Raw genomic sequence first — 14,920 nt, 5'->3', positions numbered from 1 at the left:
AGGGACAGGCCACAGAAAGAGAAGAACTTATGAGTCATCAATCATTGCAGCACATCGTTCCGGTTCAGACTGATGTCCGTGACTTACGCATCGCCACGGGCATGACCCAACTGCACGCGGCTGAACGCTTCGACCTTAGCCTGCGGGTCTGGCAGATGAAGGAGTCCGCAGCAAAACCGTCGCCGCTCAGTCAGGGAGAATATGAGTTTTTGCTGCTGCTGGCAGGAAAACATCCCTATTTTAGTCTGACGGCCAGAGCCCGCTAATGCCGTGCGCGCTGGCCGTTGCGTCAGCGCCACCGGCGATAACCGGGGATCCGCTTCCTTCACCCGGCGTGATTAATGCGTCAAATCTCTTTAGCGCTGACGCCCGGGGCACGATTCACCTGTGCTGTCTGCTGATAAAAGGCGTCGAGACGGGCGCGAAAGCGCGCCGGATCGTGCTGGTCTTTAATTCTTTGCAGCGCCCGCGCCGAGCGGGTGCTGATCGCCTCGCGCTGCGCCATCATCTGCGTGATGATCTGTTTGAGCTGCGCAATAATTCTGTCCCTGATCGCCTGTTTCTCCTGCGCTGAAGCGATGGCGATTTCAAACATATCATTCAGCGGACAATCAATAAGCCAGCCGGCCGAAGCCGGGTTTATTTCCGGCAGTGCGCGCACATTAGTGGTAATGACCGGACAGCCGCACGCCTGCATTTCCAGCACTGAAAAGCCGTAGGTATCCTGCCAGGTCGGTAATAATCCCACATCGGTCTGTTCGAGCATTTTCATCAGCCGATCATTTTGCAAAAATGTTTCATGCCTGAAGATTGCCTGCTGATTAATCAGGTCTTCAATCCGCTGATGAAATTGCGCGTCATCCTGCTGCGCGCCGTGCGCGATATTATAGCGATGCTTCAGGTTGCCCGTTAAATTCACCTGCACGCTGTCGGGGTGAATGATGCCTTCTGCCAGCAACTCGCTAAAGGCCAGCACCACTTCCGCCCCACCTTTACGATAAAACTCATTGCCGACAAAGCTGAACGTCAGCTTCGCCTGATTCACCGGCCTGACCCGATCACAGATAATTGCCTGCGGCGGATGCAGGGTGTGCAGTTTAGGCAAAATGGCTGCAGCCTGCTGCGGAAACGCCTGTAACAGCTTGATTTGAATCTTTTTCGTTGCGTCGGAAATGGCCAGCAGCGCCGTACACTGCGGTGCCGCGATCAGTTTGAGTTGTTTCTGCAATTGTGGATTATGCAGTTTGGCCATGCCCGGCACCGGCAGCACGCGCGGAATTTCGGTTTCAAATGTCGCCATCCAGCGTTTTTTCGTGCAGGCCACTTCATTAAAAAGATGGATGATTTGCGCATCGTCCGGCACCGAGAACGGTAGCGGCGCGAAAATAAACAACTTATTGGCTTTGCGGATTTTCTGCCTGACGGCGTTACGATAAAACCAGATATTTTTATATTTCAGATTGAGATAATGGTGTGAATCGTTGACGATGATATTTCTCTTTTCCGGATAACCTTTCCCATTTACGATTATTTTCATACGTGCCCCGGCACAGGAAAAATAAGCATAGCTGGCAGTATATTCCTCGCCAGTCACAAATCCAGCGAGCAAGTAAACCCGCGCTAAACAATAAGAAAATACACATTTTGTGACAGGTAATAACATCAGCCAGCCTGAATAAAATACAGGCGCGGCCGGTAAAGAATATTAATCAATACAAAATTCGCGGAATTTATAAAAATGGCTAACGCGTTGATTTTCATTTAACGCTGGCCATATTATGACAGTTTCGTGTCAATATTTGATGTTGAAGCTTAATCTTTATTTTCTGCTGGCCCGCCATGCATAAGCAGAACGATGATCACAGGCCGGCTGAAAATCGGTAAGCAGCGGTAACAGAAACGTGGCGAGTAATGATCTGACGCCGGGCGGGCGACAGGCTTAGCGGCCCTGCACCAGCTGCGGCGGCACGATTAACGTCTGCACATCGGCCTGTGGCTGCGCCAGGCGCTGTAATATGCGTTCTGCCGCACGCCGCCCGACGATGCGCGCTTCACTGCTGACAAACGTCAACGCCGGATCGTTCAGCTCAGGTTGCGGATCGTCATTAAAGCCGACCAGTGCCAGCTGCTGGGTGTAGTAACTGTCCACGGCGTCTTCCCCGAGGGTGCGGCCGCTGCGCAGCGCGCCGAAATAGCAGCCGAGCGTGGTGCTGGCATTGTGGGCCAGAATAGCGGTAATACGCGGATGCTGATGCAGCAGCGCCTGCGTCAGCGCAGAGACGCTCTGCTGGCGATCGTCACATTCGATAATCCAGTCCGGGCGAAACGGCAAACCGTACTGCAGCAGCGTGGCGCAATAGCCGCCGATACGTTCGGCGCGCGTCAGTGAGGACCCCAGACCGCCCACCCAGGCAATGCGCTGATGTCCCTGTTTGATCAGATACTCGGTGGCCATCCGCGCCGCCTGGCTGTTATCCGGACGCAGCGAATCGACTTTTTCCAGACTGCTGGCGCGCGCGGCGCAGATCAGCGCAATATTTTGCTCCTGCGCCTGCAGCCGCAGCGATTCCGCCTGCGCCACCGCGCCGCCCAGCACAATGCCATCGGCACCCTGCGCCGCCAGCGAATCAAAACAGCGCTGCAGATGCTGGCCGTGCTGACCACTCTGCGTCAGCACCAGCACTTTGCCCTGCTGCTCCAGCACCTCGCTCAGTCCCGCCGTCATTGCTGCATAAAAGGGCTGGCTGAGATCGCGCACGATCAGGCCAATCACCCCGCTCTCACCGCCGCGCAGCATGGAGGCCGAGCGGTTACGCACATAGCCGAGTTGCTCAATCGCCTGATTCACCCGCGCGGCGGTGGCGGGTGAAATACGCCCTTTGCCGGACAGCACCAGCGATACCGTGCTGACCGATACGCCAGCGGCCTGCGCGACATCATGGATGGTGATTTTCTGCTGGGACATAGTGTGACGCTTTTCGTAGCCGGAAAATTCAAAGAGGTAAAACGTTACACTGATTCGCATAAAAATAAAGCCTGATACTCGTCACGCTTTGTGATTATCACCACAAAAAGCCATGATAAAACGTTTTATCATCCTCCACCACTTTACCCGCTTGTTACTTTTTAGCCAGGAGAGACTATGCCTCACAGCCAACCCAAAATGTCGCTCTGGGAATTTTTCCAGAGCCTGGGGAAAACCTTCATGCTACCCGTGGCGCTGCTATCGTTTTGCGGCATCATGCTAGGGATCGGCAGTTCACTCAGCAGCCATGATGTACTGACGCTGATTCCGCTGCTCGACCAGCCGTTCCTGCAATACCTGTTTATCTGGATGGCGAAAATCGGCTCCTTTGCCTTTAGCTATTTGCCGGTTATGTTTGCCATCGCCATCCCGCTGGGCATGGCGCGGGAAAACAAAGGCGTGGCGGCGTTTGCCGGCTTCGTCGGCTTTGCGGTGCTCAATCTCAGCGTTAATTTCTGGCTGAACATTAACGGGATTCTGCCGACTACCGATGCGGCGGTGCTGAAAGCCAATAACGTGCAGAACATTCTCGGCATTCAGTCCATCGACACCGGTATTCTCGGCGCGGTGATTGTCGGCATTGTGGTGTTCTGGCTGCACGAGCGTTTTCACAATATTCGCCTGCCGGATGCGCTGGCATTCTTCGGCGGCACGCGCTTTGTGCCGATTATCACCACCGTGGTGATGGGTCTGCTGGGGCTGGTGGTACCGCTGATCTGGCCATTCTTTGCGCGCGCGATTACCGGTCTTGGCTGGATGATCAATAGCGCGGGCGAATTCGGCCCGATGATCTTCGGCACCGGTGAACGTCTGCTGCTGCCGTTTGGCCTGCAGCATATTCTGGTGGCGATTATTCGCTTCACCGATGCCGGTGGCACCATGGAGGTGTGTGGTCACAGCGTCAGCGGCGCGCTGACCATCTTCCAGGCGCAGCTGGCCTGTCCGGAAACCCACGGCTTCGCGGAAAGCGCCACCCGCTTCCTGTCGCAGGGTAAAATGCCGGCATTCCTTGGTGGCCTGCCGGGAGCAGCGCTGGCGATTTACCACTGCGCGCGCCCGGAAAACCGTCACAAAATTAAAGGCCTGCTGATTTCTGGCGTGGTTGCCTGCGTGGTTGGCGGCACCACCGAACCGATTGAGTTTCTGTTCCTGTTTGTCGCGCCGGTACTGTATCTGATCCACGCGCTGCTGACCGGTCTCGGCTTCACCGTGATGGCGATGCTCGGCGTGACCATCGGTAATACCGACGGCAACGTGATCGACTTCTTCGTGTTTGGCGTGCTGCACGGCCTCTCCACCAAATGGTACTGGGTGCCGGTGATTGCCGCCGTGTGGTTTGTCGGTTACTACGCCATCTTCCGTTTCGCCATCACCCGCTTCAATATCAAAACGCCGGGCCGTGAAGCAGAAACCAGCCGCGTTGAGCAGCAGGTCAGCCGCGCCGGTGTCGGCAAATCCGGCTACAACACGCCAGCGATTCTCGCGGCGCTGGGCGGCGTTGACAACATCACCTCGCTGGATAACTGCCTGACGCGCCTGCGCCTGTCGGTCGCCGACATGAGCAAGGTCGACGATGCCGCGCTGAAAGCCAACGGTGCCATTGGCGTGGTGCACCTTAACCAGACCAATCTGCAGGTGGTGATTGGCCCGCAGGTGCAGTCGGTCAAGGATGAAATGGCCCATCTGATGAGCGCAACGGTGTAAATATGCAGGCGTTTAATTTTGATCAGGTGGTGGATCGCCATGGCAGCTGGTGCACGCAGTGGGACTTTGTCGCCGACCGCTTCGGCGTACCAGATCTGCTGCCTTTCACCATCTCGGACATGGATTTCGCCACGGCTCCCTGCATCATTGACGCGTTGCAGCAGCGGCTGAATCACGGCGTGCTGGGCTACAGCCGCTGGCAGCACGAGGATTTCCTCTCCGCCCTGCAGCACTGGATGCGCAGCCGCTTTGCCAGCGAGATCGCGGCAGAGTCGCTGGTGTATGGCCCGTCGGTGATTTATATGGTGGCGCAGCTGCTGCGCCACTGGACGCAGGCGGAGGATGAAGTGCTGATTCATACGCCCGCCTATGATGCTTTTTACCAGACAATCATCGGTAATCAGCGCAGGGTGCTGGAGTTACCGTTGCAGCGCGCTGGCGGCACATGGCGCTGTGATATGGCTCAGCTGGAAACCCTGCTGGCGCGGCCGCGCTGTAAGGTGATGTTACTGTGCAGCCCGCACAATCCCACCGGCAAAGTGTGGCAGCGCGCAGAGCTGCAGCAGATGGCGGCACTGTGCGAACGGCATGGCGTGAGCGTGATCAGCGATGAAATCCATATGGATATGGTGCTGAGCGCGGCGCGCCACACGCCATGGTGCGAGGTGGCACAAGGCCGCTGGACGCTGTTTACCTCGGCCTCGAAGAGCTTCAATATTCCGGCGCTGACCGGCGCCTGGGGCATTATCCCGGACGCGGACGACCGCCAGGCGTGGTTTCATGCGCTGAAGCAGCAGGACGGGCTGTCGTCACCGGCGGTGATGGCGCTGGCTGCGACTATTGCCGCCTACCGTCACGGCGCACCCTGGCTCGACGCGCTGCGCGATTATCTGCGCGCCAATATGCAGCACATTGCGCAACGGCTCAACGCGGCGTTTGCCGGGCTCAACTGGCAACCGCCGCAGGCCACTTATCTGGCATGGATTGACACCGCGCCGCTGGCCATTGATGACGTCGCGCTGCAGCAGCGGCTGATCCAGCAGCATAAGGTGGCGATTATGCCAGGCAGCACCTACGGCAGCGCCAGCCGCAGCTATCTGCGTCTCAACGCTGGCTGCCCGCGCAGCAAGCTGGATGACGGGCTGGACCGGCTGATTGCCGCACTGCAATCGTTCTGAACCACAGCGGATGCTGATTAATTCAGCATCCGCTATCCGCTTTGCGCAAATCACTGGCGTGGTTGCGCAAGATGTTTTTATAATGGTCTGCACTTTACGTTAATTCAGCGAGTGCGACATGATTGATGCGAAACTTCCCCTCACCGACCTTCACCGCCACCTCGATGGCAATATCCGCGCCCAGACCATCCTTGATTTAGGTCGCCAGTTCAATATTGCGCTGCCCGCCGATACGCTGGATACGCTGCGTCCGCACGTGCAGGTGACCGCCAACCAGCCGGACCTGGTGAGCTTCCTGCAGAAGCTTGACTGGGGCGTCAAAGTGCTGGGCGATCTCGATGCCTGCCGCCGCATTGCGCTGGAAAACGTCGCTGACGCCGCGCAGGCCGGTATCCATTATGCTGAGCTGCGCTTCTCACCGGGCTATATGGCGATGAACCATCAGCTGCCGATTGCTGGCGTGGTGGAAGCGGTGATTGATGGCGTGCGCGCGGGCGTGCAGCAGTACGGCGTTGATGTGAAGCTGATTGGCATCATGAGCCGCACCTTCGGCGAAGAAGCCTGCCTGCGCGAGCTGGAAGGTCTGCTGGCGCACCGCGACGGCATCACCGCCGTCGATCTGGCCGGTGACGAACTGGGCTTCCCGGGCAGCGAATTCCTCAGCCACTTTAACCGCGCCCGCGATGCCGGATTCCGCATCACCGTGCATGCCGGTGAAGCCGCCGGACCGGAGAGCATCTGGCAGGCGATCCGCGAGCTGGGCGCTGAGCGCATCGGTCACGGTGTCAAAGCGATTGAAGACCGCGCGCTGATGGATTTCCTCGCCGAACAGCGCATTGGCGTTGAATCCTGCCTGACGTCGAACATTCAGACCAGCACCGTGGCCTCGCTGGCCAGCCATCCGCTGAAGGCGTTCCTGCAGCACGGCATTCTGGCAACCATCAACACTGACGATCCGGCGGTACAGGGCATTGAGCTGGCGCATGAATATGAGGTCGCTGCGCCACAGGCGGGCCTGAGCGCCGCCGAGATTCGCCAGGCGCAGGAGAACGGCATTGCCATCGCCTTTTTAACCGAGGCGGAGAAAGCCGCGCTGCGCCAGCGCGTGGCGGCATAAGCCATAAAAAAGGAGCGCAGATTGCGCTCCTTGTTGATCGGCTGGCGATAACGCCGTCCGGTTTACTTCAGGGACAGTGTCTGGCGTTTCTCCGCCGACTGCAAGCCAAGCTCAATCAGCTCCATCACCTGAATCGCCTCTTCCGCCGTAACCGGGTTGGCACCGTTACCGGCAATGGCGTCGCGGATCGCCGCATAATAGGCCGGATAGTTGCCCGGCAGCGTCAGCAGCTCTTTCTCCACCATCACGTCGCCCTCGGCCAGCGTCAGCGTGCCGTTGCGCATGTCGTAGCCCCACTCTTCACGCGGCGGACGTTCACCCGCTTTCAGACGGTCCTCCTGCGGATCGAGCCCGTACTTAACGTAGCTGCCACGCGTGCCGTGCACCACAAAACGCGCCGATTCCGCGGCCACCAGCATGCTGGCGTGCAGCACCACGCGCCGGGTGGGATAAGTCAGCACCGCGTGGAAGTAATCGGTGGTTTGCGCGCCGGGACGCAGTTCAGCCATGTCGACGTTGATCGCCACCGGCGGTCCAAACAGCTGCAACGCCTGGTCCAGCACGTGCGGTCCAAGATCGAACCAGATTCCGCTGCCCGGGCCTTTCATTTCGCGCCAGCGCTGACGCACTTCCGGACGGAAACGGTCAAAGTGCGACTCCAGATAGCGCACCTCGCCCAGCGTGCCGTCGTTCAGCAGCGTTTTCAGCGTCAGGAAATCGCTGTCCCAGCGGCGGTTGTGGAACACTGACAGCAGCAGCCCTTTGGCTTTGGCCAGCTGATCGAGCTCACGCGCCTGTGACAGTGTCACGGTAAACGGTTTATCGACCACCACATGCTTGCCGGCATTAAGTGCCGCTTTGGCGAGCGGGAAATGGGTGTCGTTCGGGGTAGGAATTACAATCAGATGCAGCGTCGGGTCATCCAGCAGCGCCTGGGGATCGGCCACCACCTGCACCGACGGCCAGTCAGCGTGCACTTTACTGGCATCGCTGCTGGAGATCGCCGCCAGCTCAACGTCTGGCGTACCGGCGATCAGCGGCGCATGGAAGGTTTTGCTGGCAAATCCGTAGCCGATCAGGCCGACACGTAGTTTATCGCTCATTCTCATTCCTCTTGTTCGTGACCTGACTGATTTAAGACGAATCAGTCAGTAAGAACAAGGCGGAATCACCTGAAAGCTCAGGAGATCGCACTCCGTGCCGGTTGCCAGCTCTCCTGGGCCACCAGCGCGTCGTGCGCATCCTGACTGCGGCGGCGGAAATCGCTCGGACTGACGCCCACCCGCTTGCGGAACACGCGCGAGAAGTAGAGCTGGTCGTCGTAGCCGACCTCGCGCCCCACCGAGGCGATCGGTTCCTGAGTGGTTTGCAACAGCAGCTTGGCGCGGATCACCCGCTGATCTTCGCGCCAGCGTAACAGGTTGATTCCCATCTGCTCGCGGAACAGGTGGGCCAGACGCGACGGCGACAGACAGACGTGGCGCGCCACTTCCTCGATTTTCACCTCGCTGGCCAGATGATTGGTGACGTACTGGCAGGCTTCAATCACGCGCGGGTCGCGAATTTGCTGATGGCTGCGCGGATCCTCTTCCACCGCGCGCAGCAGCAGGCGCTCCAGCAGGTTCATCGCCAGCTCTTCGGCAAAGCGACGCCCGGAGTTGTGCGTCTGTTCGATGCTGGCAAACAGGCGGTCAAATTCGGCGCGCAGCGCTTCCGGCAACCGCAGCCGGCCAACGCCCTGGTTCTGATCCTGCCACTGCAGCCAGTCGGTCCAGTAGGCGCGTGGACGGAAATAGACCCAGCGATGATGCCAGCACGGACTGTCCGGCGCGCGGCCATAGTAGTGCGGCGTTTTCGGCTGAAACAGCAGCAGGTCGCCTGGCTCGCAGTCAAAAGCTGACTCGCCGTCAAAGACCCGTCCCTGACCTTTGATGGTCAGATTGAGGATGTAACCTTTCATGCCGTGCGGGCGATCGATAAAAAAATCGAGCTGATCGCCGGCGTTGATCGGCGTCAGTCCTGCCACCAGCCAGGCGTTAAACGGATAGCCCGGCAGTAAGGGATTTTGCTGCTCACTCGGCGCTTCGCGGTGGTACATAAGGATCTCCCGGTTCGCGTGATGTCAGGGCGCAGCGTTGCGGCTGCGCCCGCGGGATCAAGCGGTTCTGCTCTTTTGTTTGTAACGGTCAAAAATCACTGCCGCTAACAGTATCAAACCGCGCACCACATACTGTGAGAATGGCGAGATATTCAATAAATTCATCGCATTCTCGACGGTACCCAGAATCAATACCCCGGCGACCACATAGGAAATCTTGCCGATACCGCCCTTGAGCGACACGCCGCCCAGCACGCAGGCGGAGATGACGATCAGCTCATAGCCGAGCGAGGTCATCGGCTGACCGCTGGTCATGCGCGAGGCGAGAATAATGCCGGCCGCCGCTGACACCAGCCCGGAGAGGATAAAGATGATAATGCGCGTGCGCACCACCGGCACCCCGGCCAGCCGCGCCGCTTCCTCGTTGCCACCAATCGCCAGCGTGTTGCGGCCAAAGGTGGTTTTGTTCAGCAGGAAACCGAATACGATCATGGTGGCGATGGTCAGCCAGATCGGTGCCGGCACGCCCAGCCAGTTGGCGTAGCCGAGGGTGAAAAAGCGCTCATCCTCAATCCCCACCGCTTTACCGTCGGAGAAGATATAGGCCAGGCCGCGCACAATCTGCATGGTCGCCAGCGTGGTGATCAGCGCGTTAATCTTCAGACGCGCAATCACGAAGCCGTTAACGAAGCCAGTGGCCATACCGAGCAGCAGGCCGGCGGCGACGCCGATCCACAGGCTTTCGGTCATGTTGATCACCACGGCGGTGACGACGCCAGCGCAGGCAATCACCGACGCCACCGACAGGTCGAAATCGCCGGAGGCGAGGCAGAACAGCATGCCGCACGCCACCATGCCGGACATCGACATCGCCAGGCCCAGCCCTTTCATGTTGATAAAGGTGCCAAAATTAGGCACGAAGATGGCGCAGACGATAAACAGCAGCGCAAACACCACCAGCATGCCGAAGTTGTCCCAGATGCGCCCGAGCTGCAGGCCACTGCGCTGCACCGGTGGCGTATTGGACGTGGTAGATGAAGCCATTTTTACTCTCCTTTACCTCAGGCCACGGCGGCCGCTTGAGTGGTTTTCGGCATGGCCAGGCTCAGCGTCAGCTGCTCCGTGGCGGCGTCGTGGGGCAGTTCACCGGCAATCTCACCTTCGCGCATCACTACGATGCGGTCGGCCAGTCCCATCACTTCGGGCAGATCGCTGGAGGCAAACAGCACCGCGATCCCTTTGTTCGCCAGCTGATAAATCAGGTTATAGATTTCATGTTTGGCGCCGACATCAATGCCGCGCGTCGGTTCGTCGAGCAGGATCACGTTCATCTCCTCCGACAACCAGCGGCCCAGAATTGCCTTCTGCTGGTTGCCACCGGACAGATTCATGATCAGCTGATGCGCACCCGGCGTTTTGATGTTCAGCGAGCGAATGTGGTGGTCCGCGTTTTTCGCTTCCCAGCCCGGCTTGATCAGACAGCCGGCACTCAGGTTGTGGCGGCGCGCGCTGATATTGATGTTTTCGCGCACCGAGTGCACCGGAATGATACCTTCGGCTTTGCGATCTTCCGGGCACAGCATGATACCGGCGCGGATGGCATCAATCGGTTCGCGGATGTTGAGTTGCTTACCATCCAGCGTGACCGTGCCCGCGCGCAGCCGGGTGGCACCAAACAGCCCTTTCATCAGTTCGCTGCGGCCGGCACCGACCAGTCCAAACAGACCGACAATTTCTCCGGCGCGCACCGTCAGCGATATTGGCATCCGCACGCCTTTCGCTTCCACCTTGTCCAGCTGCAGACGCACGGGGCCCAGCTCACGTGGCGCGTAGCCATAGATATCTCCCAGGTTGCGTCCGACCATCGCCTCCACCAGATCGTCATGATGGGTATTGGCCATGTCCGTAAAAGTGCGCACGTAGCGCCCATCCTTAAACACCGTAATGGCATCGCTCAGCGCGAAAATTTCTTCCATGCGATGCGACACATACAGCACCACCCGGCCCTGCTCGCGCAGCTGGCGAATCACGCGGAACAGATGCTCAATTTCGCGCGCCGACAGCGAACTGGTCGGCTCATCAAAGGCGATGATACGCGCGTTGCGCGCCAGCGCTTTGGCGATTTCGACCATCTGCCACTGACCGAGCGACAGGTATTTCAGCGGCATGTCGGGGTCAATATCCATGCCAAGATTTTTCAGCTGCAGACCGGCTTCGTAGCGCAGCAGCTTGCGGTTAACCAGCCCGCGCTTGTGCGGCAGCTGGCCAAGATAGATGTTCTCTGCCACGCTCATTTCCGGTACCAGATGCAGCTCCTGGTAAATGATCGCCACGCCGGCATCCAGCGCATCAACGGTATTGCTGAAGCTTTTCGCTGTGCCTTTGATGCGGATTTCGCCGCCGCTGGGCTGATAGCTGCCGCTGAGGATTTTCAGCAGCGTGGATTTGCCCGCGCCATTTTCTCCCATCAGCGCGTGCACTTCCCCGGCGCGGCACTGAAAAGAGATATCCTGCAGCGCTTTCACGCCAGGGAAGGTTTTGCTGATGCCATGAAATGACAGAAATGCTGGATCCGTGTTCATGGGAACTCCTGAGCCTCCATATTTCGCACCGTAGCCGCGTTGGCTGCGCACATTTACCCCGGTCACTGACTTCAGTAAGCTCCCGGGGATAAACGTGTTTGCCGCCTTGCTACAGCACGAACTATGCCGGCTGCCTGTTAATTAACATCACATTGAGGACGGCTTAAAACCGACTTACATCAGCCCTTTCTTCGCCAGCTCGGTTTTGAAATTGTCGCGGGTGATCAGCACCACGTCGGTCACTTCGGTGAATTTCGCTGGCTCCTGCCCTTTGGTCACCCAGTTGTAGAGCATTTCGCTGCTCTTATAGCCGTGCACGTCCGGGCTCGGCAGCAGGGAACCGTAGAAGCCGGTTGGCGCGCCTTTTGACAGCTCGCTTACCGCATCCACGCCGTTGATGCCGATACCGATCACGTCCGGTGCCTTGAAGCCCTGGCCTTCGGTGGCGCGCACGCCGCCCAGCACGGTGTTATCGTTCATGCCGACAATCAGCCAGTGCTTCACTTCCGGATGCTGCACCAGCAGCGAGTTACCGGCGTCAAACGCGCCCGGGATATCGTTGGATTTGGTCGGCACCTGATAAATCTGTTTCTCCGGGAAGCCGGCGGCTTTCAGCGCGGCCATTGAGCCACCGGTGCGGCGGCGCGCGGTGTCCAGTTCGTTCGCGGTAATCGCCATCACGGCGGTTTGCTTCACATCCCAGCCGCGTTTCTGCATCTCTTTGTACAGCTCCTGGCCCTGACGCTCGCCGATTTTGGTCGCCGCCATCATCACCAGCGGTACGGTATCCATCGGCTTGCCTTTGGCGGTGACAAACTGGTCATCCACGGCAATCACTTTCAGGTCATAGCTGCGTGCTTTGGCGACGATGGCCGAGCCCAGCTTGGGATCCGGGGTACAGATGACAAAGCCTTTGGCGCCGCTCGCCGCCAGGCTATCGATAGCGTTCAGGGTTTTTTCACCGTCCGGCACGGCAATTTTGATCACTTCAAAGCCGAGATCTTTGCCGGCCTTATCGGCGAATTTCCACTCGGTCTGGAACCAGGGTTCCTCCGGCTGTTTGACGAGAAAACCGAGCTTCATGGTCTCGGCGATAGCGGATTGTGACATAAGCGCGGCGAGGCCTGCGGCCGCCAGTGCTTTAGTGAATTTATGCATGATGCTCTCCGGCACAATGGTGTTTTATCGCTGTTATCAACGAATCGGTGTAAACGCTACCAATCAGATTTCACGTTCGGGTACAGCGCAAAATCAGCGCGTTAGCTCAAAGGTTGTACAAAGGCTGTGCAAACGCTGGGCTAGTTGTAGCGGGAAAAGCGCGGAAAAATGTAGAGCGGTATCACATCCCAAAACGATGACTAAATCCTCCATATATTCAGCAAAATTAACCGGACATTAACTTTTGCTGTCGATCACACAACCCCGCCGATGACAGAAAAGTGCATATTCTCAGCCGCTGATGACTAACCGCCGCCCGCGCCCCATTCCAGGATAGAGCGAGACAACTCACACAGGAGAATCCCGATGAGCGCGGGTGCCATAACAATTGGGCTGGATTTCGGCAGTGACTCGGTACGAGCGCTGGCCGTGGAGTGCCACAGCGGTAAAGAGCTGGAAAAGGCGGTGGTCAACTATCCGCGCTGGGCAAAGGGTGAATTCTGCGATGCACACGCCAACCGCTTTCGTCATCATCCTCAGGATTATATTGATGCGCTGGAGCAGGCCATCGTCAGCGTGGTGCAGGCGTTAAGTCCGGCGCAGCGCGCCGCGGTGGTGGGTATTGGCGTCGATTCTACCGGCTCGACGCCGGCCCCCATCGATCGCGACGGCAACGTCCTCGCACTGCGTCCGGAATTCGCCAGCAATCCCAACGCCATGTTTGTGCTGTGGAAAGATCACACCGCCATAGAAGAAGCCGAAGAGATCAACCGCCTGTGCCGCAGCGGCCAGTTCACCGACTATACCCGCTACATCGGCGGCGTTTACTCCTCCGAATGGTTCTGGGCCAAAATCTTGCACGTATCGCGTGCCGATGCCGCGGTGCGTGAGGCGGCGGTTTCGTGGGTAGAGCTGTGCGACTGGGTGCCCGCGCTGCTGAGCGGTACCACCGCACCGGCCGATCTGCGGCGCGGACGCTGCGCCGCAGGGCACAAATCACTGTGGCATCCGGAGTGGCAGGGTTTACCGCCGGCGGCGTTCTTTCGCGCGCTCGATCCCATGCTGGTGGAACAGCTCGATTCGCCGCTGTTCAGCGATACTTTTACCGCCGATGTGCCGGTCGGCACGCTGTCGGGCGAATGGGCGCAGCGTCTTGGCCTGTCAGAACAGGTGGTGCTGTCCGGTGGCGCCTTTGACTGCCACATGGGCGCGGTTGGCGCGGGCGCACAGCCGTACACGCTGGTGAAAGTCATCGGCACCTCGACCTGCGACATCCTGATCGCCGACAGCGAACAGGTGGGCGATCGCGCGATCAAAGGCATCTGCGGTCAGGTCGACGGCAGCGTAATGCCGGGCGCCATCGGCTGTGAAGCCGGACAATCGGCGTTCGGCGACATCTATGCCTGGTTCAGTCGCCTGCTCGGCTGGCCTTTGCAGCAGGCGGCGCAGCGCCATCCTGAATTACAGCCGCAGCTGGCCGCGCTGCAGCAGGATTTGATCCGCCAGCTGACCGACGCCTGGGCGGCAAATCCGCAACTCGATCACCTGCCGGTGGTGCTGGACTGGTTTAACGGTCGCCGCACGCCGGACGCCAACCAGCGCCTGAAAGGCGTGATTACCGACCTTAACCTCGGCACCGATGCGCCGGCGCTGTTCGGTGGCCTGATTGCCGCCACCGCCTTCGGCGCTCGCGCCATCATGGAGTGCTTCGAGCAGCAGCAGATTCCGGTGCAGAACATCCTGACGCTCGGCGGCATTGCGCGCAAATCCCCTGCCATCATGCAGGCCTGCTGCGATGTGATGAACCGGCCGCTGGACATTGTCGCTTCCGATGAGTGCTGCGCGCTGGGCGCGGCGATTTTTGCCGCCGTTGCCGCCGGCGTTTACCCCGATGTGCCGGCGGCGCAGCAGGTGATGGCCAGTCCGATTGCCGTCACCCTGCAGCCGGACAGCGCGCGCGTGGCGACTTATCAGCAGCTTTATCAACGTTATCAACACTGGTGCCAGGCGGCTGAACCGCAGTACGCCGCGCGCGCCGCATCCGCTAAGTAAAGGAGC

12 protein-coding genes are annotated in these 14,920 nt (G+C 59.0%); 5 read left to right on the top strand and 7 right to left on the bottom strand.

Annotated features, from left to right (window positions below):
- The first annotated feature begins 29 nt into the window (after positions 1 to 29).
- A complete protein-coding gene (locus KOL70_RS04510) occupies positions 30 to 266 on the top strand; it encodes a hypothetical protein (protein WP_021506169.1) in 237 nt (78 codons plus the stop codon).
- Positions 267 to 346: 80 nt separating this feature from the next.
- Here KOL70_RS04510 and KOL70_RS04505 read toward each other — a convergent pair whose 3' ends face one another.
- The gene (locus KOL70_RS04505) at positions 347 to 1,537 is read right to left on the bottom strand and encodes a glycosyltransferase (protein ID WP_215480260.1); all 1,191 of its coding nucleotides are present in this window, start codon (positions 1,535 to 1,537) and stop codon (positions 347 to 349) included.
- Between the two features lie 402 nt (positions 1,538 to 1,939).
- Complete coding sequence (gene malI / locus KOL70_RS04500; RefSeq protein WP_031279152.1) at positions 1,940 to 2,965, bottom strand: Mal regulon transcriptional regulator MalI; 1,026 nt, start codon at positions 2,963 to 2,965, stop codon at positions 1,940 to 1,942.
- A 177-nt stretch (positions 2,966 to 3,142) separates the two neighbouring features.
- On the opposite strand from malI, the gene malX reads away from it, so the two are divergent.
- The 3 genes from malX to add all read left to right on the top strand — a co-directional run bounded on the left by malX (position 3,143) and on the right by add (position 7,024).
- A complete protein-coding gene (gene malX / locus KOL70_RS04495) occupies positions 3,143 to 4,729 on the top strand; it encodes a maltose/glucose-specific PTS transporter subunit IIBC (protein WP_031279154.1) in 1,587 nt (528 codons plus the stop codon).
- 2 nt (positions 4,730 to 4,731) lie between these two features.
- Positions 4,732 to 5,907 (top strand): MalY/PatB family protein, encoded by a 1,176-nt coding sequence (locus tag KOL70_RS04490; RefSeq protein WP_215480259.1) that lies wholly within the window; start codon positions 4,732 to 4,734, stop codon positions 5,905 to 5,907.
- A gap of 118 nt (positions 5,908 to 6,025) precedes the next feature.
- Positions 6,026 to 7,024, top strand: coding sequence for an adenosine deaminase (add, locus tag KOL70_RS04485; RefSeq protein WP_215480258.1), 999 nt, complete (start codon positions 6,026 to 6,028; stop codon positions 7,022 to 7,024).
- A gap of 62 nt (positions 7,025 to 7,086) precedes the next feature.
- Here add and KOL70_RS04480 read toward each other — a convergent pair whose 3' ends face one another.
- From KOL70_RS04480 to KOL70_RS04460, 5 genes are all read right to left on the bottom strand, one after another.
- On the bottom strand, positions 7,087 to 8,127 hold the full coding sequence (locus tag KOL70_RS04480; RefSeq protein WP_021506175.1) for an oxidoreductase: 1,041 nt from the start codon (positions 8,125 to 8,127) through the stop codon (positions 7,087 to 7,089).
- Between the two features lie 77 nt (positions 8,128 to 8,204).
- On the bottom strand, positions 8,205 to 9,122 hold the full coding sequence (gene araC / locus KOL70_RS04475) for an arabinose operon transcriptional regulator AraC (protein WP_136545706.1): 918 nt from the start codon (positions 9,120 to 9,122) through the stop codon (positions 8,205 to 8,207).
- Between the two features lie 57 nt (positions 9,123 to 9,179).
- Positions 9,180 to 10,166 carry an L-arabinose ABC transporter permease AraH gene (gene araH / locus KOL70_RS04470; RefSeq protein ID WP_021506177.1) on the bottom strand — a complete coding sequence of 329 codons (987 nt, stop codon included), beginning with the start codon at positions 10,164 to 10,166 and terminating at the stop codon, positions 9,180 to 9,182.
- Between the two features lie 17 nt (positions 10,167 to 10,183).
- Positions 10,184 to 11,704 carry an L-arabinose ABC transporter ATP-binding protein AraG gene (araG, locus tag KOL70_RS04465; RefSeq protein WP_058758463.1) on the bottom strand — a complete coding sequence of 507 codons (1,521 nt, stop codon included), beginning with the start codon at positions 11,702 to 11,704 and terminating at the stop codon, positions 10,184 to 10,186.
- Between the two features lie 174 nt (positions 11,705 to 11,878).
- Entirely contained in the window at positions 11,879 to 12,862 is a 984-nt protein-coding gene (locus tag KOL70_RS04460) for an arabinose ABC transporter substrate-binding protein (protein ID WP_021506179.1), read from the bottom strand.
- Between the two features lie 366 nt (positions 12,863 to 13,228).
- On the opposite strand from KOL70_RS04460, the gene KOL70_RS04455 reads away from it, so the two are divergent.
- The gene (locus KOL70_RS04455) at positions 13,229 to 14,914 is read left to right on the top strand and encodes a ribulokinase (RefSeq protein ID WP_021506180.1); all 1,686 of its coding nucleotides are present in this window, start codon (positions 13,229 to 13,231) and stop codon (positions 14,912 to 14,914) included.
- Positions 14,915 to 14,920: the final 6 nt, after the last annotated feature.

Origin of the sequence: Pantoea sp. B270, from assembly GCF_018726825.1 — a bacterium.
Lineage (GTDB): Bacteria > Pseudomonadota > Gammaproteobacteria > Enterobacterales > Enterobacteriaceae > Pantoea > Pantoea dispersa.
The sequence above is the reverse complement of the archived record's forward strand: the minus strand, read 5'-3'. Positions and strand labels throughout refer to the sequence as shown.

Bases quoted from the DNA above. Each gene is read 5' to 3' on its own strand.
- malI (WP_031279152.1), bottom strand. From the start codon at position 2,965: ATGTCCCAGCAGAAAATCACCATCCATGATGTCGCGCAGGCCGCTGGC.
- araC (WP_136545706.1), bottom strand. From the start codon at position 9,122: ATGTACCACCGCGAAGCGCCGAGTGAGCAGCAAAATCCCTTACTGCCG.
- KOL70_RS04480 (WP_021506175.1), bottom strand. From the start codon at position 8,127: ATGAGCGATAAACTACGTGTCGGCCTGATCGGCTACGGATTTGCCAGC.
- KOL70_RS04455 (WP_021506180.1), top strand. From the start codon at position 13,229: ATGAGCGCGGGTGCCATAACAATTGGGCTGGATTTCGGCAGTGACTCG.
- KOL70_RS04460 (WP_021506179.1), bottom strand. From the start codon at position 12,862: ATGCATAAATTCACTAAAGCACTGGCGGCCGCAGGCCTCGCCGCGCTT.
- araH (WP_021506177.1), bottom strand. From the start codon at position 10,166: ATGGCTTCATCTACCACGTCCAATACGCCACCGGTGCAGCGCAGTGGC.
- KOL70_RS04490 (WP_215480259.1), top strand. From the start codon at position 4,732: ATGCAGGCGTTTAATTTTGATCAGGTGGTGGATCGCCATGGCAGCTGG.
- araG (WP_058758463.1), bottom strand. From the start codon at position 11,704: ATGAACACGGATCCAGCATTTCTGTCATTTCATGGCATCAGCAAAACC.
- add (WP_215480258.1), top strand. From the start codon at position 6,026: ATGATTGATGCGAAACTTCCCCTCACCGACCTTCACCGCCACCTCGAT.
- KOL70_RS04510 (WP_021506169.1), top strand. From the start codon at position 30: ATGAGTCATCAATCATTGCAGCACATCGTTCCGGTTCAGACTGATGTC.
- KOL70_RS04505 (WP_215480260.1), bottom strand. From the start codon at position 1,537: ATGAAAATAATCGTAAATGGGAAAGGTTATCCGGAAAAGAGAAATATC.
- malX (WP_031279154.1), top strand. From the start codon at position 3,143: ATGCCTCACAGCCAACCCAAAATGTCGCTCTGGGAATTTTTCCAGAGC.